This window comes from Lentzea albidocapillata subsp. violacea, assembly GCF_900100275.1.
GTDB classification, from domain to species: Bacteria; Actinomycetota; Actinomycetes; order Mycobacteriales; family Pseudonocardiaceae; genus Lentzea; species Lentzea violacea.
In genome coordinates this window covers 187,989-211,211 of sequence record NZ_FNET01000008.1, presented here as the reverse complement: position 1 = coordinate 211,211, position 23,223 = coordinate 187,989, and the positions used below count along the sequence as shown (strand labels likewise).

Here is a 23,223-nt window from a genome sequence, read left to right as displayed (position 1 = left end):
TCGAACTTCTCTGACGAGGTGCCTTCACGCACCTCCACACCGGCCTGTCCCTACTCAACAACGAAAGGAGGTACGGCATGGACACCGTGAGCTCGCTTGTGCTGGCGGTCGAAGACCTGTCGGTGGTGCGTGGTCGCATGGACGCTTCCCACTCCGACGCGTCGGAGGACGCGGGCGGCGACGGCTACGTCGGCGACGGTCTGAACATCCCCGCCGAAAGCGCGGGCTGATCGTGGCTCGGTTCTGAAGTCCATTCATTCGGTGGGGTGCCATGACGGGTGGCGCCCCACCGGGTTCTCACGACGCCGAGGAGGTCACCGTGGAACACCGATTGATCGAGATGATCGAGAAGGCGCTCGGGTGGAGTGGTGCAGCGCCGTTGGGGCGTGGGTTCGCCCGCGGCTCGTTCGACGACCCCGAGCTGTACAGGCGATTGCTCACGCCCCAACGCTTGTTGGACGCTGCGATGCGTAGGAGCCTCGCACCACCTCAGCTTCGTTGCTTCCAGAACGGTGAGGAACTGCGTCCCAACCAGTTCCTCACGTCCTCAGTCACCAGGCGTGGCCAGAGCCTGCCGATGGCCAACATGGACACCCTGTCGCGCCTCATGCGTACCGGCTGCACGCTCGTCGTGGACGCGATGGACACGTTCGACCCGACGATGGAGGCGGCCTGCCGTGCGCTTCAGTGGTGGTCGCACGAACTCGTCCAGGTGAACACCTACCTCACGACTGCGGACGCTGCAGGGTTCGGCCTGCACTGGGACGACCACGACGTGATCGTCGTGCAGCTCGCCGGCGAGAAGTCCTGGGAAGTACGGGGTGCGTCGCGCGAAGCGCCGATGTATCGGGACGCTGCGCAGAACTCCAACCCCAGCGAGGAAGTTGTCTGGTCCGGCACCATGCGGCCGGGCGATGTCATGCACATCCCTCGTGGGTACTGGCACACCGCCACTCGGAACGATCGAGACGACAAGGGTTTCAGTCTTCACGTGACGTTCGGCTTCGTGAAGCGCACCGGCGTGGACTGGATGGCCTGGCTCGCTGACAAGACGCGAACGGACCTATTGTTCCGCCAGGACCTCGACCGCTTCGGCACGAAGGAAGAGCAAGGTCTTCAGCACAACGCGTTGTACGCCGCGATGCTGCGCCACGTCGAGTCCCTCAACCTTCCGACCTACCTCGCCGCACGCGAAGCGGAACAGCCGCCCTGTCGATACGTCCACACCGGAGGGCTGTTCGGCCCGGTGACCGACATCGTCTGTGTCAGCCCGTTCCCCCCGGACATCGAGGTGGACGCCAACGAAGTCACTGTGACGAGCGTCGGTAAACGACTTCGGCTCAACCTCCGCGCCGAGGCCGCGGCGAGGCTGTTGCTCTCGGGCTACCCCGTGTCCCTTTCGCGCGTCTCCGAGCTGACCGGCATCGACGCCGCACCCCTCGCGGAAATCTTCATGAAGGAGGGGTTGTGCGCAGAGCTGACCGACGCATTGCACTCGGGTTTCACCGGACTCGTCCCAGCCGCGAGCTGCTTGAGCGAGCTCTGACGCTCGGAGTCACGGACGTCGACACGGCGTTCAACTATCAGGCTTTCGACGGGCATCGAGCGCTGGCGCAGGCGGCCGGCGACCTCATCCACGAGTTCGCGATCTCGACCAAGGTGGGGTTCTTCCGAGCCGGAGGCGTCAGCCGCCATTCGCTTCGGCGATGGGGGCTGAGGCAAGCGATGGAGAAGACCGTGTGCGACCTCTCGGTACCGCCTGCGGTGGTGCTACTGCACAACCCCGAGGAGAGTCTCCGGCCACTTCACCGGGCGCAGGCGTTCGACTACTTCGCCGATGCCTGCGCCGAGCTTGAAAGCGCCGCCAAGCTGGGACTCTGCGATGCCTGGGGAATCTCCTCATGGGAGCCCGGTCCACTGCTCGACGTCCTGCAAGCTGGCAATGGCTGTCCAACGCCTAGCACTCTGATGGTCCGTGCGGGCCTAACCCTCAGCGCCGGACAACTGAACGCGGCCGAGCGGCTGGCGTGGGAGTTCGACGTCAAGCCTGATCGGCGTTGGGGGATGAGTCCGTTCGCCGGAAACACAAGCGACCCTGTGTGGACGTCGACCAACTTCACCCCGTTCCTCGAACCGGACCAGACTCATACCCCGGTTCAGGCGGCGGTGAGGCTCGCGTTCGAACTGCCGCAGTGCACCAGACTGGCCGTAGGCACGAGCAGTGAACAGCACCTCGCCGAACTGTTCGGCGCGACGCAACTCGACGTGGATGCCGGAGCGGTCGACCAGTACCGCGAACTGATTACCGGTTCGGACTAGCGCCCTCAGGTTCGAGAGGATGTCGTCCGGTTCGTCAGGAAGGATTTGGTTCGGTGTCAGCAGCGCAACCGGCTCAGGCTCGGCCCATCGCCATTTTCGACACGAGCGCGAACGAGCATGACGATGTGCTGGAGCACGTCGAACGCGCGTTGGGCCTTGCGTTGGATCGAACGACAGTCGTGCATGGGGTCGGAGGGGTAACCGAGGGATTCCGTACCAGTCGCGGAACATGGGCACGTATCGAGCAGCGTGTTCCGTGGCGGATCAAGAGCGCCGCGTGGGTTGGGCTGGAAGCTGCATCCGCGATCGAGGGCGTGCCGATTCCCGGCTGGTTTCAGAGCACGACGTGGGCCGATCCGGCTCGTGACCTTGTGTGGCGTGCCGACGAGGTGGAGTTCGTCTCGTCGCCGTCGGTGAGGGTGGCGGGCGGCTTGGACGCTGCCAAGGATCTGCCGGACGAGTGGTGGAGCGGGTTGGACCGGTCACTCAGTTCTCTTGGCCAGCATCCGACCGAGCGTGTGGGCGTGAGTCAGGAGCACCTGACACTTCGAATCGGTCAGGTGTTCGAGCGAGTGGACACGGCGGTGGACGAATGGCGAACGGCGCACGCTGACCTGCACTGGGGCAACGTGACCGTGTCTGGCCTGCTGATCGACTGGCAGGACTGGGGCCTCGCACCGCGAGGCCACGACGCGGCCACCTTGTGGCAGGCATCGTTGCCCGACCCCGAGTTGCTCGCGCGCGTCGAGACGGCTTTCGCCGATGATCTCCAGACTCGATCGGGCAAGTTGTCGCAGCTCATGCACTGCGCCAATGCGATAAGGATTGCCGACAGGCGTGGAGCCCCGACGCAGTTCTCGGAGCCCGCGAAGGCAGAAGCAGAAAAGCTGCTGGTGAACCTGCGGGGGTAGAGCAAGCTGGCAAGCTCCGAGGGGCGACGTAGGCACCCCTCGGAGCACTCTGTCACCGGCCGGAGGCCCGGCCTCCAACGGCCTTGATGGCCAGTTCAGGCCCCTGAGCTGCTACAACAGAGTTCTCATGCTGTGTAGTCAGGTCCACTCGTTCCGAGGGCCGAGAAGTATCTGCAAAAAGCGCAGATCTTCTCGGCCCTCGGTGTTTTTCTGGGGGCCGAGCCCCCAGACCCCAGCCGGGGGCAAGCCCCCGGACCCCCGGTAGGTTGCTTGTCGGGTCGGGGTTCCATTCTGTAAAGGTGACGGCGCGTTTGAATGCTTTTGGGGCGTCTGCGGTAATGTGGGCGGCCCTTTCGCGTATATAACGGCCGTAAGCTCGTTCGGCTCCCGAAAGGCTGTTCCCATGAGCGACGTGCCGCAGGACAAGGTCACGGTCCTGTCCGCCGAAGCCCTCGCCCAGCTGAAGGCGTTCCCGCTGCACGGCGACGAACGGCTGCAGAACAAGCTGCTGTGGAAGTCGCCCAGCGGCGACACCATCGTCGGCCTGATCCAGATGGCGCCGGGCGCGCGCGACGTCGGCCACAACCACCCGTCGGCGACGCAGCACACGTGGGTCATCGACGGCACCGTGAGCATCGGCGGGGTGGAGGCGACCGCGGGCTCGTACGCGTTCGTGCCGCCGGGCGTCGACCACGAGACCGTGGCGGGCGACGAGCCGGTCACGATGTTCTACGTCTACCAGCCGTTCGCTCCTGAGCACGACCACGACCACTGACAGGCCGGTGCCCGCAACAAATCTCGCGCTCACCCATCTATGGGGTGAAGTTGAGTGAATAACGCGGCGTCCACAAATAGTTTTCTCTTATGAGATCTGTGGTCGCCGCGTTATTACTCGGGGCCGTCACCTCCAGCGGTGCGGCGGCGTCGACCGAAGCCCCCACCGCCCGGTGCACGGCCGCCCGTCCCGTCGTCTCCAGCACGGAGACAGCTGTAGAAGCACGCGTTCTCACCGGCTGCACGGCCGGTGAGCTCGTCGTCTTCCGGGCCGCCCTGACCTTCCGTGCCCACGGCACTGCCTGCACCGCGGTCTCCGAGGAACTCGAAGCGGACCCGGCCACCGAGCCGCAGTGGATCCGCGCCCGCCTGGAACTGGCCTGCGCACCCGGTGAGAAGGGCCTGCTCGGCTCGCAGATCACCGTCGAGATGCACGACCAGCAGGACACCCGCGTCGCCACCTACGGCCTCGGCGACTCCTACACGGAGCGCAACCCGGCCGCGCGGCACCTGTGGACCGTCGAGTTCGTCGCGGGCCTGGGTGATCTGCCGGTGGCGCTCGATCCGGCGGCGCAGACTTCCAGCGCGTCGGCGGGCAGGGGCAGTTCGCGCACCATCTCCGATCACCAGGTCTCCGCCGGCTGACGTCGTTTTTTCCACCCGTTCGCCAGGTGTTCGTTCGTGCTGTCTCGATAACGAATCGCGCAGAACGGCCGACTCCTGTCAACGGAGCCGTCCATCGCGACGTGTAAGAGCCAACAGGCTCAACGCGTGCCGGACGGAGGTACAACGCAGTGATCAAGGAAAGGGTTGCTGTGGCGTCAACCGCAAACCAATCACGCACCGTAGGCTGACAGACCGCCTAGGCTGGGGGTGATCTCGGAAGGGGTGGTGTGAGTCGTGGGGCTCGCTGAGTCCTTGCTCACGTGGCTGCACGGCTTCGTGGGCGCGAGTGTCTGCCCCGGTGACTGGGTATGGACCACCACGGCGCTCGGTGCGGTGCTCGGGTTGTTCCCGACGATCGGGGCGCTGCTGTCCATCGCGGTGCGCCGCGTGGTCGGCAACTCCTACGGACCCGTGACCGGTGCCATCTTCACCGTGCTCGGCGTCGCCAGCTGCCTGGTGCTGCCGTGGCTCGTCATGCGCGGCACCGTGCTGGGGCTGTCCGAGCGGGCAACGCCCGGATCGCAGTCCCTCGACCAGGACACCTGCTTCGGCACGTTCTCACAGGGCAGCTACCTGGTCGACGGTGCGCCGTCGATCATCGGTGTGATCCAGCGTCCGACGGAGCAGCCCCTGTTCCTGGCCGCCGCGGGCATCACCGCGGCGCTCGCGCTGCTGTGCCTGCTGTTCGTCATGCTGCAGTCCGGTTCGGCGTTCCGGCTCGGGCCGAACTGGCCGCGCCGGGTGTTCTGGCCGATGTTCCTGGTACTGCTGGTGACTACGTCGGCATTCCCCGTAACGCTCGTCGGCCATGTGCTCCTCGGGTTTCTGCCGATTGCGATAATCGGCTCACTCGTGGTGCGGATTTTCGGGTTGACTACCGCCATGCTGAACCGCCCCGGCCGCGACCGGTCCCAGGACCGGAACTCGCAGAACTCGCCGCCACCGCAGCCGGTGGCACGCACGCCCCAGCAGAAGAACAACCAGCTTCCGGCTGGTCAGCCCCAGAAGAAGACGCCGACCAAGCCGATCACGGCCGCGCAGCACCAGCCGCCGCCGCAGAACCCGGGGCAGAACCCGCCGCCGTACCAGCCGGCGCAGGTGCCGAAGTACCAGCCGGCGCCGATGAACCGGCCGATGCGCCCCGTGACGCAACCGCAGCAGCCGCAGCACCAGCCGCCGCGCCAGTACCCGCCGACCCGCGTCGCCGAGGTCATGCCGCAGCCGGGTCCCCCGCAGCCGTCGAACCCGGCGGTGCTCGCGGACACGCCGGGTCCGCTGCCGTTCGGTCCGGGCGCGGCCAACGCCGAGTCGCCCGCGCCGGTGCAGAAGTCGGGCAAGGTCTGGAACCCCGGCAACGGCAGGTTCCGCCGCGTCCGCCAGCTCGGTTCCGGCGGTTTCGGCACGGTCTGGCTGGCCGTGGACGAGCAGCTCGACCGCACCGTGGCGGTGAAGCTCGCGCATGCCCCGGACAACGAGACCGAGGCGCGCATGCTCCGCGAGGCGCGAGCCCTGGCCGCGGTCCGCCACCCGAACTGCGTGCGGGTCTTCGACATCGTCCAGGACCCGGACGGCCTCGCCCTGGTCATGGAGTACATCGAGGGCGCCTCGCTGTCCGAGACGGTCCTGAAGAACGGCCTGATCGACGACAAGCTCGCCGCCCGGCTCTGGCTGAACATGGCCGACGCGTTGGCGGCGGCCCACGACCGAGGCGTCCTGCACCGCGACGTGAAGCCGTCCAACGTGATCGTCGACAACCAGGGCACCGCGCACCTGATCGACTTCGGCATCGCCCGCTCCAAGGGCGACAGCACCCTCACGGCCACCGGCATGATGGTCGGCACCCCGGACTTCCTGGCCCCGGAGACGGCCCGCGGCGAAACGGCGTCCCCGGCGTCGGACTCCTGGCAGCTGGCCGCCACGGTCTCCTACGCCCTGACCGGCCACCCGCCGCGCGGCTCCCGGGAGAACCCGATCTCCTCGCTGATGGCCGCTGCCCAGGGCGAACCGATCACCAAGCTGCCGCAGAACAGCAAGCACGCGAGGCTCCTGCTCGCGGCGATGGATCCCGAACCGGGGCGCCGTCCGTCGCTGGCCCAGGTGCGCGGGCAGCTGTCGCAGTTCCTCGACCAGCAGGGCATGAGCAAAGAAGGCCCGGTCACCAAGATGATCAGCAAGCCGACGCCGCCGCCCACGAGGCACATGCCGATGTAGGCGAACGGGTGAACACCTCGCAGGCGGGTAACGGTCATAAAGAGTTCAACGACGACAGCGTTGTTGTTTCCTGACCGCAAAGCCGCCATGCGAGGGAACTATGACCGCTGAAGAGAGTTGGCATTCCGCACGCCTGATTCCGACTTCGGGCATCAACGGTGCTGAAGAACAAGAACGACGGGCGACATCGGCATTGCTGGCTGTCATGTCAGCGGTGCGCGAGTTCGGGCGGGCGTTGACCCAGCCGCTGGGAGCACCCGCTGCCGCTGTGCAGACCTTCATCGAGGTCCCGTTCGAACTCGACGGCCGCAAGCTCATCCCGGACGGGTTGGTCCGGGTCACCCGCGGGCAGAAGTCGTGGACGGCGCTGGTCGAGGTCAAGACCGGGTCCAACGAGCTCCAGGTGGAGCAGTTGGAGAACTACCTCGACGTCGCGCGGGAGTTCGGGTTCGACGCGGTCATCACGATCTCGAACGAGATCTCGCCGTTGCCCGGCCAGCACCCGACGCCGGTGGACCGCAAGAAGCTCAAGAAGGTCGCGCTGCACCACTGGTCGTGGAGCGAGGTGCTCTGCGAAGCCGTGATGCAGAAGGAACACCGCGGCGTGGCCGACCCCGACCAGGCGTGGATCCTCGGTGAGCTGATCAGGTACCTCGAGCATCCGCGGTCGGGCGCGATGGCGTTCGAGGACATGGGCCAGTCGTGGGTTCCGCTGCGCGACGCGGTCGAGGCTCGCACGCTGCGGACGACCGACAAGATCGCACCCGATGTGGTGCTCCGGTTCGAGGCTCTGCTCCGGTTCGCCGGACTGCAGCTCGGCAGGCGCCTCGGCACGGACGTCACCCCGGCGTTGTCCCGCAAGGATCTCGCCGAACCGCAGGCCCGCCTTTCCCGTCAGCTCGCGCAGTTGGTGGCCGACGGGAAGCTGTCCGGTGGGATTCGCATTCCCGACACGGTCGGCACGCTGCACGTCGTCGCCGATCTGCGGGCAGGCAGGGTGATCTGCGGTGTCGACGTCGAAGGTCCCAGGGAAGGACGGCCGGCGACCCGGATCAACTGGCTGCTCCGGCAGCTGAAGAACGCGCCTGACTCGGTCCGGCTGGAGGCGTTCGTCGCGCACGCCAGAGGGGCCGGCGCGTCGGAGTTGCTGGGTGCGGTCCGGGCGAATCCCGCGCTGCTGATCGCCGATCCGCAGAGGGAGATCCGCGGGTTCAGGGTCGAGATCTCGGTCCAGATGGGCTCGAAACGCGGCACCGGGCGCAACTCGTTCATCGACTCGGTGCTGAACGCGGTCTCGTCGTTCTACGAGGAGATCGTGCAGAACCTCAAGCCGTGGTCCGCCACGCCGCCGAAGATCAGGTCGGAGGCGACGTTCGTGCCGCCTGCGGACGTTCCGGTGGCGCTGGTGTCGACGGCACCGTCGTCCCAGGACGGACCCGAGCTCGGGCCGGTGGCGGTGCCCGGGCAGGAGGTTCCCGCCGACGTCGCGATACCGGTTCCGCAGGAGGTTCCGGTCGACGCATAGGCGAACGGGTGAACGTGAGGGCCGGCGGTAACGGTGGTTCACCGTTCAACGACCTAAGCCGTGGTCCACCCGGAAAGCCTCGGCATCTCACGGGATGCCACGCGAAGAGTGGTGGGGCGGTTCCGCCGATCGCCTCACCACTCACCTCCGGGCGTTTGGCCGGAACCTCCTGCGCAGCAGCAGGAACACACCGGCCGCGCCGGCGACGACGAGTCCTGCGATCCACACGGGCAAGGGCTTTCCGGAAGGTTCGGAAGGCACCACCGCGGCAGCCGGGGCGGGCGAGGCGGAGACCGCGGTTTTCGCCAGTGGCGGTGCGATCTCCTGCCACGGCGACGGACCGTCGACCGTTCCCCGCACCATCTGCGGGTCCACGGGTTTCACCAGCAACGTGCCCGGCACGGTCAGCGTGCCCAGCGGGTGCTCCGGGAACACGCCCTGCATGCCGAACACCTCGTACGAGCCGGCGGGCAGGGAGAACGTCACGGCGTAGTGCGCGGGTTCGCGCAGCGCGACGCCGACGAACTCCCGTGAGTCCGCCCCGGACTTGAAGCGCAGCCCGGTTCCGCCCAGGTCGCCGGAGAACGGATGGGTGCCGTGCTGCAGCACCCAGTAGCCGACCGTGTGGGTCACGGAGGGCTGGATCGACGGCACCGGGTCGACGTACGTGACCGCCCAGCCGCCCGCGAGCGCACTTGGTGTGCTGATCAGCAGGAAAGCGCATAACAAGGCGAGAATCCTCATGACGCGAATACACCGGGAACCAACGTGAGGTTCCCGGTGTAGAGAGGGCATCACGGACGAAGCGGTGGCACGGGCGATCGCAGGCGACCAGGCGGCCTACGGCGAGCTGGTCGCCCGGTACACCGCGCTCGCGCACCGGACGGCGTACCTGCTCGGGGCCGGTGCGGACGCCGGTGACGTGGTGCAGGAGGCGTTCGTGAAGGCGTACCGGAAGCTCCACACGTTCAAGCCCGAGGCCGACTTCAAGCCGTGGCTGCTCAAGATCGTCGCCAACGAGACGAAGAACCTGCATCGCGGCAGACGGCGGCGCAACCTGATGGAGCTCAGACTCGCCGCCGTCACCGAGACCGTCGACCACGACGACCCCGGCACGCTCGTGGACGACTCCCGCGCCAAGCTCCTGAAGGCCGTCCAGAGCCTGAACGAGGCCGACCGCCAGGTCGTCACGTGCCGGTACCTGCTGGACCTGAGCGAGGCCGAGACCGCGCAGACCCTCAACGTGGCCAAGGGAACCGTGAAGTCGAGGCTGTCGCGCGCCCTGGCCAGGCTGCGCCCGATGCTGGAGGAGGTGGCCCATGATCGATGACCGGGCAGAGGCCGCCCTCCGCGATCTGGGCCGGCAGATCCACGTGCCGGAACCGCCGGACGTCACCGCGCAGGTGTTGACCAGGATCAACGCGCCCCGGAGAAGAAGCCGCTGGCTCAAGGCGCTGGTGGCCGCGATCACCGCGTCGGCGATCGCCTTCGCGGTGTCCCCGGCGGTGCGGGCGGGCGTGCAGCAGCTCCTGGAGTTCGCCGGCGTCGAGTTCCGCGCGGAGGCACCGCGATCGGTCGCCCCTCCGTTGCCCAGCCAGGACGTCTCACTCGACGAAGCCCGGAAGAAGATGCCGTTCGAGATCCACCTGCCGGCGAAGCTCGGCACGCCGGACCACATCACCGTCCACGAAGGACGGTTCGTCAGCCTGCACTACGGCGGCCTGAGGCTCGACCAGTTCGACGGCACCATCAGCTCGGCTGTCGGCAAGCTCGTCCACCAGGAGGGCGTCGAGCAGATCGGCGACAAGATCTGGATCCCGTACCCGCACGTGTTCTTCTACATCGACCGCGACGGCCACTGGCATGCCGAGGAACCGAACAAGACAGGCCAAACCCTGATCTGGCAACGAGGTCAGGTCACCATGAGACTCGAAGGTGACCTGACCAAGGAGAAAGCCCTCGAGATCAGCGCCAGCTAGGCAGCCACAGCTGCTGTTGCCACATCTCCGGTGTGATCGGGTTGCCGTTCAGGATCGGCCACAGCCACACGAAGTTCGCCACCACGATGCCCACGTACAGCGCCACGACCAGCAGCCCGGTGCCACGGCGTTCCGAACCCGCGGTGCGCCGGCCCAGGATCTCGCCCAGCGCCAGCACGATCAGCAGCACCAGGAACGGCGCCATCGGCGTGACGTAGAAGAAGTACATCTGCCGGTCGAGGTTGAGGAACCACGGCAGCAGGCCGGCGGCGTAGCCGACCAGGACGCCGGCGTAACGCCAGTCCATGCGGCCGATGCTGCGGTACAGCGCCCAGCCGATCACCGGGAACGCGAGCCACCACATCGCGGGCGTGCCGATGAGCATGATCGCGCCGAGGCACGACGCCGCGCCGCAGCCGGTGACGGAGTTGTCGTAGTAGTAGAGCATCGGACGCAGGCCCATCGGCCACGTCCACGGCTTCGACTCCCACGGGTGCCGGTTGGTCTCCGAGGTGACCAGCTCGACGTGGAACTTGTAGACGTTCTTCGCGTTGTACCAAAGCGACTGCAGGACGTCGGGGATGTACGCGATGTCCTGGACCTTGCCGCCGACCACGTGCCGGTCGATGCCGGTCTCGCTGGCCATCCACGGGAACCACGTCGCGACGTAGACCAGCACGGGGACCGCGACCAGGCCGCCCAGCGACGGCAGGACGTCCTTCACCAGCGCGCCCAGCCACGGCTGCTCGACGCCCGCGGCACGCCGTGCCAGCGCGCTCCAGATGACCGTCAGCAGACCGAACGCGGCGATGTACCAGACGCCGGACCACTTGATGCCGCACGCCGCACCAAGCATCACGCCCGCACCGAAGCGCCACCAGCGGAAGCCCATCCACGGCCCGAACGCCGAGTTGTTGATGAAGCCCTCGCGCACGGCCACGGCGAGTCGGGCGCGCATCTGTTCGCGGTCGGCGACCAGACAGCCGAACGCGGCCACGACGAACAGCGCGATGAAGATGTCGAGCATGCCCATCCGCGACTGGACGTGCGAGACGCCGTCGGCGATGAGCAGGACACCGGCCAGCGCGCCCAGCAGGTCCGACCGGGTCAGGCGGCGGGCGATCCGGACGATGAGCAGGATCGTGATCGCGCCGGCGAGCGCCGAGGCGAACCGCCAGCCGATGCCGTCGTAGCCGAAGAGCTCCTGGCCGATCGCCATCAGCTGTTTGGCGAGCGGCGGGTGGACGATCAGCTCGTAGCCCGGGTTGTCCTCGTAGCCGCCGTTGCGCAGCACCTGCGCCGTCTGCGGCACGTAATGCTTCTCGTCGAAGATCGGCGTGCCCTTGTCCGTCGGATACCCGACGTTCCAGAAGCGCACGACGGCACCGATCAGCGTCACGACGGCCGTCATGAGCCACCCGCGCATGCGGTCTCCGGACGGAGGCGGGTCTAGTACCGCCGCACGATCCGTAGGCGGCTCCTCGACGACGACGGGCGCCTCTCCTGGCTGCACGAGGACTGTCACGCCGCCGATCGTAGGGTGAAGCTTGTGAGTCCTGTATCCGGTTCAGGCCGTCTGGTCCTGGCAGCCACCCCTCTCGGGGATATTCGCGACGCTTCCGCACGCCTGATCGAGGCACTCGGGACGGCCGACGTGATCGCCGCCGAGGACACCAGAAGGCTGCACAGCCTCGCGGCCGCGTTGCAGGTCAAACCGTCCGGGCGGGTGATCAGCTTCTACGACCAGAACGAGGTCGGGCGCCTGCCGGGACTGCTCGAATCGCTCCACGGCGGCGCGACCGTGCTGCTCGTGACGGACGCCGGAATGCCGTCCGTTTCCGATCCGGGCTACCGGCTCGTCGCCGCGTGCGTCGAGCAGGACCTCACGGTCACGTGCCTGCCGGGGCCGTCCGCGGTGACGACGGCGCTCGCCCTGTCCGGCCTGCCGAGCGACAGGTTCGCGTTCGACGGCTTCCCACCGCGCAAGTCTGGTGAGCGCAAGCGTTGGTTCGCCCCTTTGACCACCGAACAACGCACGGTCGTCTTCTTCGAGGCACCCCATCGGCTCGCGGACACGCTCGCGGACGCCGTCGAGGTGCTCGGGCCGGACCGACGTGCCGCCGTGTGCCGCGAACTGACGAAGAAGTACGAAGAGGTCGTGCGCGGCTCACTGGCCGAACTCGCCGAGTGGGCCGTGGAAGGCGCACGCGGCGAGATCACCGTGGTGCTCGGTCCTGCTCCCGTCGCGAACACGCCCGACCTCGACACGCTCGTCGCCGAGGTCAGGCAGCGCGTCGCCGACGGGGAGCGGATGAAGTCGGCCGCCGCCGAGGTCGCGGAGGCGGCCGGGATCAGCAAGAAGACGCTCTACGACGCGGCGATCAAGTCAAGCTGATTCCTTGTTGAACGTGCGGACGCCGTAGAACACGCCGACCAGGACCAACGCCGCCACGGAGATCAGCCCGTACAGCATCGTGCCGGGGTTGAAGATCGACCGCTCGGCGTCGACGACGTGCGCCAGCGGGTTGAGCCGCGACAGCCAGTAGAGCCACTGCGGGCCGTTCGACATCGGCAGCAGCACGCCGGAGAGCAGCATCAACGGCACGATCGACGCCGACAGCACGGACGCGAAGACGTACTCCAGTTTCACCTTCAGCGCGATCGCGTACGACACCGACCCGATCGCGACGCCCAGCAACGCCACCAGTCCGAGCCCGAGCAGCATCTGCCCGGCCGTGGCCCGGAAGCCGAACAGCATCGCGGCGAGCATGATCAGCAGGCTCTGCACGACCAGCAGCACCACGTCCTTGCCGACCCTGCCGACGAGCAGCGCGATCCGGCTGACCGGGGTGACCCGCAGCCGTTCCATCACGCCCGTGCGCACCTCGGGCAGCAGCGAGAAGCCCGCGTACGCGGTGCCGAACAACGCCATCTGCACCAGCAGGCCCGGCACGAACCACTGCCAGCCCGTGTCGCCGAGCAGCGGCCCGAAGAGCCCGAGGTAGAGCAACGGCTGGGCGATCCCGAACACGACGGCGACCGGGTTGCGCAGCACGGGCAGCATCACACGGCAGAACACGAGCCAGGTGTCACGCAGCATTGGCTTCCTCCCGCAACGAACGACCGGTCATGGTCAGGAACACGTCGTCGAGCGTCGGCCGGTGCACCTGCACCGAGTGCAGTTCGACGCCGATGTTGTCGAGGTCGCGCAGCAGCCCCGGCAACGCGCGGTCGCCGTTCGGGATCCGGAAGCTGACCTGCTCACCCTCGACGACGGCGTTCTCGAACTTCGAGGCGACGATCGAGGCCTGCGGCGTGCCGAGCACGACGAGGTCGCCGGACACGCGGTGCTTGAGCTCGTCCGGTGAGCCCTCGCCGACGATCGAGCCGTGGTCGATCACCAGCAGCCGGTCGCTGAGGAAGTCGGCCTCGTCCAGGTAGTGAGTGGTCAGGAAGACCGTGACGCCATCGGCCTTGAGCTGCCTGATGTGGTCCCACAGGTTGCGGCGGCTCTGCGGGTCGAGGGCCGTGGACGGCTCGTCCAGGAACAGCAGCCGCGGATCGTGCAGCATGCCCATCGCGATGTCGAGCCGGCGCTGCTGGCCGCCCGACAACGTGATGACGCCGCGCTTCTCCAGGCCCTGGAGGTCGAACCGTTCGAGCAGGTCGGCGACCTTCTTACGGGCGTCGTGCCGGGACAGGCCGTAGAAGCGGGCCTGGAACTCCAGTTCGTCGGCGACGCGCTGGTCCAGGCCCGAGCCGTTCTTCTGGCCCACGTAGCCGATGTTGCGCCGCACCCCGGCCGGGTCGGTCAGCAGGTCGTGCCCGCCGATCGTCGCCTCGCCGGCGGTCGGTTGCAGCAGCGTGGTGAGCATGCGCAACGTCGTGGACTTGCCTGCGCCGTTCGGGCCGAGGAACCCGACGAGTTCACCCTCGGCGACGTCGATGTCCACCCCTCTGACCGCGTCCACCGGACCGGTCTTCGTGGTGAATCGGCGCGCGAGGCCGCGTGCCTTGATCATGACGGAGTCCCCTCTAGTCAACTTTGACTAGAGGCTAGCGAGAACTAATCAAGTTTGACTAGTCCGTCAGCTCGTACGCACCGGCCTCTAGGCGTTCGATCAGCTCCTGAGTCCAGCGCACCTGGCCTTCGAGATGGACGAGCCAGAGTCGAAACAGCTCGCTGACGTGCGCGGGCTTGCCCATGTCCGGCATCGACCCGACGCCGTGCCGAGTCGGGGTGAGTCGCCCTTCGAGGTCGGCCAGCCGGTTCTTCAGCAGCACGATCGCCCGTTTGCGGGGGATGAGGTTGAGCATCGCCACGCTCGCGGAGACCTCGTCGTAGCCGGCGTCCGCGGTGGCCAGCGCGCGGCCCAGCAGGTCGTCCAGCTCCTGCTCGCCGGCCGCGGTGATCCGGTAGGTGGTGCGGGCGGGGCCCTCGCCGGACTCCTCGGTGCCGACCGGCTCCAGCAGGCCGTCCTTGGTCAGCGACTTCAGCGCGTGGTAGATCGAACCCGGCTGCACGTTCGCCCAGCTGTCCGCCGACCACGACTTCAGCTCGCGGCGCACCACGTAACCGTGTGCCTCGCCGACGAGCTTCACCACGCCGAGCACCAGCATTCTGGTCGCGGACAAACAGACCTCCCACTCGGTGAAAACCCCCTGGCACCGCCTCCGTAGGCTATTGCCATGAGTGCCTCCGTACTGACCGCGGTGGCCTGGCCTTACGCCAATGGCCCCAGGCACATCGGTCACGTCTCCGGTTTCGGTGTCCCGTCCGACGTCTTCTCCCGCTACATGCGAATGTCCGGACACCGGGTGCTCATGGTCAGCGGCACGGACGAGCACGGCACACCCATCCAGGTGCAGGCCGAGAAGGAAGGGCTCACGGCTCGTGAGCTCGCCGACAAGTACAACCGTGTGATCGCGTCCGACCTGCAGGGCCTCGGCCTGTCCTACGACCTCTTCACCCGCACCACCACCGGCAACCACTACCAGGTGGTGCAGGACCTGTTCGCCGCGCTGTGGAAGAACGGCTACGTCGTCCCCAAGACCGAGATGGGCGCCATCAGCCCGTCGACCGGCCGCACCCTTCCCGACCGCTACATCGAGGGCACCTGCCCGATCTGCGGTTACGAGGGCGCGCGCGGCGACCAGTGCGACAACTGCGGCAACCAGCTCGACCCGTCGGAGCTGATCAACCCGCGTTCGAAGATCAACGGCGAGACGCCGAAGTTCGTCGAGACCGAGCACCTGTTCCTCGACCTGTCCGCGTTCATCGACTCGCTGGGCAGCTGGATGGGCACGCGGTCGGACTGGCGTCCGAACGTGCTCAAGTTCTCGCAGAACCTGATCAAGGACCTGCGGCCGCGCGCCATCACCCGCGACCTCGACTGGGGTGTGCCGATCCCGCTCGACGGGTGGAGCGACCAGCCGATGAAGCGGTTCTACGTGTGGTTCGACGCCGTGATCGGGTACCTGAGCGCCTCCGTCGAGTGGGCGCGGCGCACCGGGAACCCCGACGCCTGGAAGGAGTTCTGGACGGGCGACGCCCAGAGCTACTACTTCATGGGCAAGGACAACATCGTCTTCCACTCGCTCATCTGGCCGTCGCTGCTGCTCGGGCAGAACGGCGCGGGCGACAAGGGCGGCGAGCCCGGCCGGTTCGGCACGCTGAACCTGCCGACCGAGGTCGTGTCGTCGGAGTACCTGACGATGAGCGGCTCGAAGTTCTCGACCTCGCGCGGCACCGTGATCTACGTCGGCGACTTCCTCAAGGAGTTCGGGCCGGACGCGCTGCGGTACTTCATCTCCGTCGCGGGCCCCGAGAACCAGGACACCGACTTCACCTGGGAGGAGTTCGTCCGCCGGACGAACTTCGAGCTGGCGAACGAGTGGGGCAACCTCGTGAACCGCTCGATCTCCATGGCGCACAAGAACGTCGGCGCGATCCCGAAGGCCACGGCGCTGACCCCCGCCGACCACGAACTGCTCGCGCAGTCCAAGGCGGCGTTCGACACGGTGGGCGCGCACCTGCGCCGCTCGCGGTTCAAGCAGGCCTCCGGCGAGGCCATGCGCGTGATCTCGCTGGCGAACAAGTACCTGTCCGACCAGGAGCCGTGGAAGCTCAAGGACGATCTGGACCGCCGCGACTCGGTGCTGCACACGGCACTGCAGGTCGTGCAGGACGCGAACACGCTCATGACGCCGTTCCTGCCGCACTCGGCGCAGAAGGTGCATGAGGCGTTGGGTGGCACGGGCGTGTGGGCCGCGCAGCCGGAGATGACCGAGGTCACCGACCTGGACATCCCCGAGCGCTCGTACCCGGTGCTGACCGGTGACTACGCCGGTGAGCAGGCCAAGTGGGAGTCCATGCCGCTCGAGGTCGGCCGGCCGTTGCAGAAGCCGTCGCCGCTGTTCTCGAAGCTCGACGTGACGCTGGGCGAGACCGGGCCCGAGTGGGCCCCGATCGTCACCGAGTAGTGGCGGACAAGCGTGAACGACCACCGGTGCCGGAAGCTCTTCCGGCACCGGTGATCGACGCCCACACACACCTCGACGCGTGTGGTGCCTCCGATGCCGCGGACGTGGCCGTCCTGCTCGATCGGGCAGAGGCCGCCGGCGTCTCGCACGTGATCACCGTGGCGGACGATCTGAAGGCCGCGCAGTGGGCCGCCGAGGCGTCCACTTGGGACTCGCGGGTCTACGCGGCGGTCGCCGTGCACCCGACGCGCACCTCTTCGTTCGGTGACGAGGAGAAGGCCGAACTGGAGCGGCTGGCCGTGCTGCCCCGCGTGGTCGCGATCGGCGAGACCGGTCTGGACTACTACTGGGACTACTCGCCGCCGGCCGCGCAGCACGAGGCCTTCCGTTGGCACATCGACCTTTCCAAGCGCGTCGGGAAGCCGTTGATGATCCACGACAGGGACGCGCACGAGGACATCCTCAAGATCCTCGACTCCGAGGGCGCACCGTCCACTGTGGTGTTCCACTGCTTCTCCGGCGACGCGGACTTCGCCCGGCGGTGCGTCGACGCGGGGTACGTGCTGTCGTTCGCGGGCCCGGTGACGTTCAGGAACGCCCGTGCGCTGCGGGAAGCGGCCGCGCTGGTCCCGCAGGATCAGCTCCTGGTCGAGACGGACGCGCCGTTCCTGACGCCCCATCCCTATCGTGGACGTCCAAATGAACCTTATTGTGTGAATTACACAGTCCGCGATCTCGCTACGCTGCGTGGCGAAGATCTTTCTGAACTCTGCGTCGCCGTCACCCGTACTGCTCAACGAGTGTTCGGGCTTGAGCACTGAAATGCGACTTAGAGCGAACGGAGTACAGGGTTCCTACCTCCATGGGGTGACTGAGGTCACAACATCGGCGGGGGTGTTTGCGCAACGTCGGTGACCCCGTTACTGTCCCGTGACCGTGCCACCTGAGCCGACCTTGTCGGTTCGGAGCACGCCCGCAGTCGGGGCGGGACCGAAGCCAGAAGCGCGAAGAAGCGAGACCACGTAGGAGGAGTTGCCGGGAACCTTCGAGCTCCAACTCGAATGATCTTGTCAACGCCAACTGTGCGGTGGCCTCACAGCTTCCGCAATGGAGGTATCGACCCTTGTCTGGTAGCGACAGAGCTGCTGCTCCGTACGACTTCAACGACGACACCGACTGGTTCACGCCGGTCGGCGGCACGGCCGTCGGCGTCGTTGATCCCCACCCGAGCTTCCCCGCCGGTGCGCTGACCATCACGCCCGCGGACGTGCTCGAGGTGCTCGGCCCGGACGCCGACGACCTGCTCGCCTCGGCCAACGTCGACGTGGACGAGCTGATCCGTCTCATCAACGCCGAGACGACGATCATGCCGCCCCTCGTCCTCCCGTCGGAGGAAGAGGAGCTCAACGACCCGCAGGTCCTCGTCAAGGCAGCCTCGACGTGGAAGCGCCGCTTCCTCAAGGGCACCGTCGCGGCGGTCCTCGTGTCCATCTCCGGCGGCGGCGTGACCGCCATGGCGATGGACAAGTCGCTGACCGTCGAGGTCGACGGCGCGATGCAGACCGTCCACTCCTACGAGGGCACGGTCGGCGAGGTCCTGGCGGAGGAAGGCATCGTCGTCGGTGAGCACGACGCCCTGTCCCCGTCGCTGAACGCCCCGATCTCCGACGGCGGCAAGATCAGCCTCGACCGCGGCCGGCTGCTCAAGATGAGCATCGACGGCCAGGCCCGCGAGGACTGGGTCCGCTCCGTCACCGTCGAGGAGGCCGCCAAGCAACTCGGCGTGCCGCTCGAAGGCGCCTGGATGTCCGCCCCCGGCACGCACGACGTGCCGCTGGAAGGCATGAGCGTCGAGGTCAAGACCCGCAAGAACATCAAGCTGTTCGACGGCGCGAACCCGGTCCGCGAGGTCCAGACGACCGCACTGACCGTCGACGAACTGCTCAAGAGCGAGAACCTCTCCCTCGGCCCGGAAGACGCCGTCGCCTCGGGCACGGACGTCAAGCTGGCCACGGGCGCCGAGGTCTACATCTCCCGCACCGGCGTCACGGTCATCAACGTGAACGAGCCGGTAGCCCCGCCGGTCGAGAAGACCAACGACCCGAACATGGCCAGCGGCCAGCAGACCGTCACCGACCCCGGCACGCCGGGCGAGCAGACCAGCACCTACCGCGTGACGGTGAAGAACGGCAAGGAGATCAGCCGCGAGAAGATCGGCGGCAAGATCACCAAGGAGCCGAAGCCCAAGAAGATCACCGTAGGCACCAAGCCGATCCCGGACGGCGAAGTCTGGGACCGCCTCGCCAAGTGCGAAGCGGGCGGCAACTGGGCCATCAACACCGGCAACGGCTACTACGGCGGCCTCCAGTTCTCGGCCAGCACCTGGGCCGCGAACGGCGGCACCGCCTACGCGCAGCTGCCGCACCAGGCGACCCGCGAACAGCAGATCGCCACCGCGACCAAGCTGCGCGACCGCGCAGGCGGCACGTACGGCGCATGGCCGGGCTGCCGCGCAAAGCTCGGCCTGCCGTAAACGCTCTCTCCATCCCCCTGACTGAGGCCGCCCTGGTTCGCCACGGGCGGCCTTAGTCGTTGCTGGGCACACGGCGAGATCAGGCGGGGCAGAGCGGGTATCGGGCGCGCGGCGGAGTAGAGCGAGTAGCGGGCAAGGTGTGGCAGAGGGGGCGGGCAAGCGGCGGGCGAGATGCGGCAGGCGGATGCGGCTCGCAGACTCGCGCAGGGCGATGGCGGAGCCGAGCCACCCTGCCGCCCAACGCAACGGCGAAGCCGAGGCGTCCCTCCGCGCGCGAAGGGCAACGGCGGAGCCGAGCCACCCTGCCGCGCAACGCAATGGCGGAGCCGAGGCGTCCCTCCGCACACAACGGGCAACGGCGGAGCCGAGCCGCCCTGCCGCCCACGGCGATGGCGGAGCCGAGGCGTGTGAACCTCTCCTTGCTGGTGAAGCGGTGATGACGCAACCAACCCCGGCGATTGGGGCTTGACCTTGAGTGGGCGGGATGCTCCCCTCATGGGCACGGCCGGGCGCTTTTCAGCCCGGCCTTTTCCGGCCGTCAAGCATCCCGCCAGAGGCTCAAGGTCAAGCCCCAATCGCTATCGACGCGCAGCGGCGATGACCGGCACCGGCCCGGTACTGCCCGAGGGACCACCCACGCAAGGCGACCACTCCCAGGGCAGGTGACCACCCCGCTGGAACGTGACATGCCCACACAAGCCGACCCGCGCGATGCCCACCCGTCCGTCCCCGCAAGACGACCCGCACGGTCCCAACCCGCCCGCCCCGCAGGGCGACACCCGCCCGCCCCCGCAAGCCGACCCGCCAGGCGCCCAGACATCCACCAGCGCCCACCAGCAAGGTCCCAGCCCACCCCTCCACCACCAAGCCTGAGAGAATGCCCAAGTGAGCCTGCTGGGACCTGCCGAAGTCCGCCGTCTAGCCGCAGAGCTGGACATCCGCCCGACCAAGAAGCTGGGCCAGAACTTCGTGCACGACCCGAACACCGTCCGCAAGATCGTCACCGCAGCAGGCCTGACCCAAGACGACATAGTCCTGGAGGTAGGCCCAGGCCTGGGCTCCCTGACCCTCGCCCTGCTCCCCAGCGCCAAAAAGGTCGTCGCAGTCGAAATCGACCCGCCCCTGGCCCACCGCCTCCCGCAAACGGTCCAAGAGATGGACCCGGAGAACGCAGGCAAGCTCCACGTCGTCCTCAAGGACGCCATGAAAGTCACCCAAGAAGACCTGCCGGCGCAACCCACCGCGATCGTCGCGAACCTGCCCTACAACATCGCGGTCCCGGTCGTGCTGCACCTCTTGGCCGAGCTCCCCAGCCTGCAAAAGGGTCTGGTGATGGTGCAGGCGGAGGTGGCCGACCGCATGGCGGCCAAGCCCGGCAACAAGATCTACGGCGTGCCCAGTGTGAAGCTCGCCTGGTACGCCGAGGCGAAGAAGGCCGGCGCGGTCGGCAAGAACGTGTTCTGGCCCGCGCCCAACGTCGACTCGGGGCTCGTTTCGTTCCAGCGGCACGAGAAGCCGTTGTCCACAGTGGATCGGAAGAAGCTCTTCCAGATCGTCGACGCCGCGTTCGCCCAGCGCCGCAAGACGATGCGGGCCGCGCTCAGGGGCTGGGCTGGCAACCCCGGGAACATCGACGAGCTGCTCGCGAAAGCGGGCATCGATCCCCAGGTCAGGGGCGAGCAGCTGAGCGTGATCGACTTCATCCGGATCGCCGAGGTCTAGGCCGGGGATCCATCGGCCAACAGTGTGATCTGTCGAACGAATCCGGTTTTGGCTTGCGCAACCGAACGTCCGTCCGGTTGACTGCTACTTGCCATCCGGAGCGACTGAGAGACCTGGCTCTACGACGTCGCAGCAACCACCCGCTGGATGCGGGCAGGTGCTAACGCCAGGACCGATGGAGGAGCACCATGGGTACCGTGCGAATGCTGACGCGCCGTCGAGTCATCGACCAGTGCCGTCGCTCGTCTTCTGCATGTCGTCGCCACCTCGTCTAAGGCGCCTTCTCAAAGTCCTCTGACGCGCACTCAGTCATCGAGTGGCGCACACACCTGAGCAGAACCTTCGACCGCGCACGTCCGTCACGAACGGAATGTGTGCCGTCGCGCGCAGCCGTGGAGCAGACGTGATCACTGTCGAAAACCTCACCAAGTCCTTCCAGGGCGTCAGTGCCCTCAACGGCGTGACCCTCGACGTCGAGTCCGGCACCGTGCTGGGCGTGGTCGGCCCGAGCGGCGCCGGCAAGTCGACGCTCGCTCGTTGCGTCGCGTTGCTGGAGCGGCCCGACTCGGGTGCGATCCGCGTCGACGGCACTGACATCACCAGCCTCGACGGGTCGGCCCTCAGGGCCGCTCGCCGGCAGATCGGCGTTGTGCCGCAAGGGGATTCGCTTCTCCGTCAGCGGACGGCGGCCGGCAACATCGCACTGCCGCTGGAGTCCGCGGGCATCCCGGGGCCGCAGCGTCGGACGAGGGTCGGCGAGCTGCTGGACCTCGTCGGGCTCACCGACAAGGCCGCCTCGTACCCCGACCAGCTGTCCGGCGGGCAGCGTCAGCGCATCGCCGTGGCGCGCGCCCTCGCCGCCAACCCCAGCGTTCTCCTCGCCGACGAACCCACGTCCGCCCTGGACCCGGAGACCACCGGTTCCGTGCTGGCCGTGCTCGACCGTGCGCGCGCTGAGCTGGGTGTGACCGTGCTCGTCGTCACGCACGACATGGGCGTGGTCCGGAAGATCTGCGATGACGTCGCAGTGCTGGAGCAGGGTCGTGTCGTCGAGCACGGCAAGGTGCTCGACCTGGTCAACGACGTCGCGAGCCGCACGAGCAGTGCGTTGCTGCCCGCGGTCGACCTCAACCCCATCAACGAGAGCAGCTACGACCGCGTCGCGGACGTCGTGCTCGTCGGGTTCGCCGCGGTCGGCGCGCTGCTGCCCGAGGCCTCGCACCGGTTCGGCGTCGAGCTGAACATCGTCGGTGGCGGCCTCACGCGGCTGGGCGAGACGCCGGTCGCGCGGTTCCGGCTCGGCCTGAACGGCGAGCGCTCGGACTCCGCTCTGGAGTGGATCGGTGAGGCCGGCGGCTCCGTGCAGAGGTCCTTGAAGGGCCCCCAGGGAGTAGCTGCGTGAGGTCTGCAACACCCTGGTCCGACGTCGTCAGCTTCCTCGTCGAGGCCACCGGCGAGACGCTCTACATGGTCGGCGTCTCGACCGTCATCGCCACAGTTTTCGGAGTTCCCGTAGGTGTCTGGCTGCAGCTCACCGCCAAGGGTGGGTTGCGGCCGAACGCCGCGGTGCACAGGGTCCTCGGCTTCGTCACCGACCTGGGCCGCTCGATGCCGTTCATCGTGCTGCTCGTCGCGCTCACGTCGGTCACCCGCCTCGTCGTCGGCGGCTCCATCGGCAGCACGGCGGTCATCGTGCCGCTGGCCGTGGGAGCGATCCCGTTCGTGGGGCGGCTCGTGCAGAACATCCTGTCCGAGGTGCACGTGACCGTGGTCGAGGCCGCGATCACGACCGGCGCCTCGACGTTGAAGATCGTGCGCAGCGTGCTCATCCGCGAGTCGCTGCCCGCGCTGATCAACGCCATCGGCGTCACCGTGATCGCCCTGATCGGGTACTCGGCGATGGCGGGCGTGATCGGTGGCGGTGGCCTCGGTGACCTGGCCATCCGCGAGGGCTACCAGCGCTTCAACGACCGGATCCTGTGGAGCACCGTGGCGTGGCTCGCCGTGCTCACCACCGTGATCCAGCTCGGTTTCACCCGTGCCGCCGCTGCCGCCGACCGGCGCCGGCACGCCTCCGTCTGACCCGTAGCAATTTCTCAA

The 23,223-nt window shown here is 67.6% G+C and carries 22 protein-coding genes and 1 riboswitch; of the genes, 17 read left to right on the top strand and 5 right to left on the bottom strand.

Features of this window, described 5'->3' with window-relative positions; translation table 11 throughout:
- Positions 1-77 precede the first annotated feature (77 nt).
- The 8 genes from BLR21_RS42590 to BLR21_RS19900 all read left to right on the top strand — a co-directional run bounded on the left by BLR21_RS42590 (position 78) and on the right by BLR21_RS19900 (position 8,406).
- Positions 78-230, top strand: a complete 153-nt coding sequence (locus BLR21_RS42590; RefSeq protein WP_176929712.1) for a hypothetical protein — start codon at positions 78-80, stop codon at positions 228-230.
- Between the two features lie 89 nt (positions 231-319).
- Positions 320-1,546 (top strand): JmjC domain-containing protein, encoded by a 1,227-nt coding sequence (locus BLR21_RS19930; protein WP_090007455.1) that lies wholly within the window; start codon positions 320-322, stop codon positions 1,544-1,546.
- Positions 1,468-2,319, top strand: coding sequence for an aldo/keto reductase (locus BLR21_RS19925; protein WP_090007322.1), 852 nt, complete (start codon positions 1,468-1,470; stop codon positions 2,317-2,319). Before BLR21_RS19930 ends, BLR21_RS19925 begins: the two co-directional genes overlap by 79 nt.
- A gap of 53 nt (positions 2,320-2,372) precedes the next feature.
- Positions 2,373-3,230 carry a phosphotransferase gene (locus BLR21_RS19920; protein WP_256334802.1) on the top strand — a complete coding sequence of 286 codons (858 nt, stop codon included), beginning with the start codon at positions 2,373-2,375 and terminating at the stop codon, positions 3,228-3,230.
- 403 nt (positions 3,231-3,633) lie between these two features.
- Positions 3,634-4,005, top strand: coding sequence for a cupin domain-containing protein (locus BLR21_RS19915; protein ID WP_090007321.1), 372 nt, complete (start codon positions 3,634-3,636; stop codon positions 4,003-4,005).
- Between the two features lie 89 nt (positions 4,006-4,094).
- Positions 4,095-4,649 carry a hypothetical protein gene (locus tag BLR21_RS19910; protein WP_143027776.1) on the top strand — a complete coding sequence of 185 codons (555 nt, stop codon included), beginning with the start codon at positions 4,095-4,097 and terminating at the stop codon, positions 4,647-4,649.
- Positions 4,650-4,904: 255 nt separating this feature from the next.
- Complete coding sequence (locus BLR21_RS19905; protein WP_256334801.1) at positions 4,905-6,881, top strand: serine/threonine-protein kinase; 1,977 nt, start codon at positions 4,905-4,907, stop codon at positions 6,879-6,881.
- Between the two features lie 205 nt (positions 6,882-7,086).
- Positions 7,087-8,406, top strand: coding sequence for a hypothetical protein (locus BLR21_RS19900; RefSeq protein ID WP_218130911.1), 1,320 nt, complete (start codon positions 7,087-7,089; stop codon positions 8,404-8,406).
- A gap of 141 nt (positions 8,407-8,547) precedes the next feature.
- On the opposite strand, the gene BLR21_RS19895 is transcribed toward BLR21_RS19900, so the two are convergent.
- Positions 8,548-9,150: a hypothetical protein gene (locus BLR21_RS19895; RefSeq protein ID WP_090007318.1), complete on the bottom strand. Its 603-nt coding sequence runs from the start codon at positions 9,148-9,150 to the stop codon at positions 8,548-8,550.
- A 64-nt stretch (positions 9,151-9,214) separates the two neighbouring features.
- Here BLR21_RS19895 and BLR21_RS19890 point away from each other — a divergent pair, with 64 nt between their 5' ends.
- Both BLR21_RS19890 and BLR21_RS19885 read left to right on the top strand, forming a co-directional pair.
- On the top strand, positions 9,215-9,736 hold the full coding sequence (locus BLR21_RS19890) for an RNA polymerase sigma factor (RefSeq protein WP_218130910.1): 522 nt from the start codon (positions 9,215-9,217) through the stop codon (positions 9,734-9,736).
- Positions 9,726-10,385 carry a hypothetical protein gene (locus BLR21_RS19885; protein ID WP_090007316.1) on the top strand — a complete coding sequence of 220 codons (660 nt, stop codon included), beginning with the start codon at positions 9,726-9,728 and terminating at the stop codon, positions 10,383-10,385. The genes BLR21_RS19890 and BLR21_RS19885 overlap by 11 nt, the downstream gene beginning before the upstream one ends.
- Here the strand turns inward: BLR21_RS19885 and BLR21_RS19880 are convergent.
- Positions 10,372-11,910 (bottom strand): dolichyl-phosphate-mannose--protein mannosyltransferase, encoded by a 1,539-nt coding sequence (locus BLR21_RS19880; protein ID WP_256334800.1) that lies wholly within the window; start codon positions 11,908-11,910, stop codon positions 10,372-10,374. The two genes, BLR21_RS19885 and BLR21_RS19880, sit on opposite strands and share 14 nt — an antisense overlap.
- Before the next feature lie 24 nt (positions 11,911-11,934).
- Between BLR21_RS19880 and rsmI the strand changes: the two genes are divergently transcribed.
- Complete coding sequence (gene rsmI / locus BLR21_RS19875; RefSeq protein WP_090007314.1) at positions 11,935-12,780, top strand: 16S rRNA (cytidine(1402)-2'-O)-methyltransferase; 846 nt, start codon at positions 11,935-11,937, stop codon at positions 12,778-12,780.
- Here the strand turns inward: rsmI and BLR21_RS19870 are convergent.
- From BLR21_RS19870 to BLR21_RS19860, 3 genes are read right to left on the bottom strand one after another with little or no spacing between them, the layout of a single operon-like run.
- The gene (locus BLR21_RS19870; protein ID WP_090007313.1) at positions 12,772-13,485 is read right to left on the bottom strand and encodes an ABC transporter permease; all 714 of its coding nucleotides are present in this window, start codon (positions 13,483-13,485) and stop codon (positions 12,772-12,774) included. The two genes, rsmI and BLR21_RS19870, sit on opposite strands and share 9 nt — an antisense overlap.
- Entirely contained in the window at positions 13,475-14,407 is a 933-nt protein-coding gene (locus BLR21_RS19865; RefSeq protein ID WP_090007312.1) for an ATP-binding cassette domain-containing protein, read from the bottom strand. The genes BLR21_RS19870 and BLR21_RS19865 overlap by 11 nt, the downstream gene beginning before the upstream one ends.
- A 58-nt stretch (positions 14,408-14,465) precedes the next feature.
- A complete protein-coding gene (locus BLR21_RS19860; protein WP_090007311.1) occupies positions 14,466-15,020 on the bottom strand; it encodes a PadR family transcriptional regulator in 555 nt (184 codons plus the stop codon).
- A 54-nt stretch (positions 15,021-15,074) separates the two neighbouring features.
- Between BLR21_RS19860 and metG the strand changes: the two genes are divergently transcribed.
- The 6 genes from metG (at position 15,075) to BLR21_RS19830 (ending at position 23,205) form a co-directional block, all read left to right on the top strand.
- A complete protein-coding gene (gene metG / locus BLR21_RS19855) occupies positions 15,075-16,868 on the top strand; it encodes a methionine--tRNA ligase (protein WP_090007310.1) in 1,794 nt (597 codons plus the stop codon).
- A gap of 26 nt (positions 16,869-16,894) precedes the next feature.
- On the top strand, positions 16,895-17,689 hold the full coding sequence (locus BLR21_RS19850; protein ID WP_090007452.1) for a TatD family hydrolase: 795 nt from the start codon (positions 16,895-16,897) through the stop codon (positions 17,687-17,689).
- A 302-nt stretch (positions 17,690-17,991) separates the two neighbouring features.
- On the top strand, positions 17,992-19,401 hold the full coding sequence (locus tag BLR21_RS44420) for a resuscitation-promoting factor (protein WP_090007309.1): 1,410 nt from the start codon (positions 17,992-17,994) through the stop codon (positions 19,399-19,401).
- Positions 19,402-20,292: 891 nt separating this feature from the next.
- The gene (rsmA, locus tag BLR21_RS19840) at positions 20,293-21,123 is read left to right on the top strand and encodes a 16S rRNA (adenine(1518)-N(6)/adenine(1519)-N(6))-dimethyltransferase RsmA (protein ID WP_090007451.1); all 831 of its coding nucleotides are present in this window, start codon (positions 20,293-20,295) and stop codon (positions 21,121-21,123) included.
- 88 nt (positions 21,124-21,211) lie between these two features.
- Positions 21,212-21,305: riboswitch (SAM riboswitch) on the top strand.
- Positions 21,306-21,526: 221 nt separating this feature from the next.
- A complete protein-coding gene (locus BLR21_RS19835) occupies positions 21,527-22,525 on the top strand; it encodes a methionine ABC transporter ATP-binding protein (RefSeq protein WP_030482102.1) in 999 nt (332 codons plus the stop codon).
- Positions 22,522-23,205, top strand: coding sequence for a methionine ABC transporter permease (locus BLR21_RS19830; RefSeq protein ID WP_030482101.1), 684 nt, complete (start codon positions 22,522-22,524; stop codon positions 23,203-23,205). The genes BLR21_RS19835 and BLR21_RS19830 overlap by 4 nt, the downstream gene beginning before the upstream one ends.
- Positions 23,206-23,223 lie beyond the last annotated feature (18 nt).

What these genes read in the sequence shown, in the direction of transcription:
- BLR21_RS19870 (WP_090007313.1), bottom strand. Translation starts at nt 13,485, where the DNA reads ATGCTGCGTGACACCTGGCTCGTGTTCTGCCGTGTGATGCTGCCCGTG.
- BLR21_RS19895 (WP_090007318.1), bottom strand. Translation starts at nt 9,150, where the DNA reads ATGAGGATTCTCGCCTTGTTATGCGCTTTCCTGCTGATCAGCACACCA.
- BLR21_RS19915 (WP_090007321.1), top strand. Translation starts at nt 3,634, where the DNA reads ATGAGCGACGTGCCGCAGGACAAGGTCACGGTCCTGTCCGCCGAAGCC.
- BLR21_RS19900 (WP_218130911.1), top strand. Translation starts at nt 7,087, where the DNA reads ATGTCAGCGGTGCGCGAGTTCGGGCGGGCGTTGACCCAGCCGCTGGGA.
- metG (WP_090007310.1), top strand. Translation starts at nt 15,075, where the DNA reads ATGAGTGCCTCCGTACTGACCGCGGTGGCCTGGCCTTACGCCAATGGC.
- BLR21_RS19910 (WP_143027776.1), top strand. Translation starts at nt 4,095, where the DNA reads ATGAGATCTGTGGTCGCCGCGTTATTACTCGGGGCCGTCACCTCCAGC.
- BLR21_RS19865 (WP_090007312.1), bottom strand. Translation starts at nt 14,407, where the DNA reads ATGATCAAGGCACGCGGCCTCGCGCGCCGATTCACCACGAAGACCGGT.
- BLR21_RS19885 (WP_090007316.1), top strand. Translation starts at nt 9,726, where the DNA reads ATGATCGATGACCGGGCAGAGGCCGCCCTCCGCGATCTGGGCCGGCAG.
- BLR21_RS42590 (WP_176929712.1), top strand. Translation starts at nt 78, where the DNA reads ATGGACACCGTGAGCTCGCTTGTGCTGGCGGTCGAAGACCTGTCGGTG.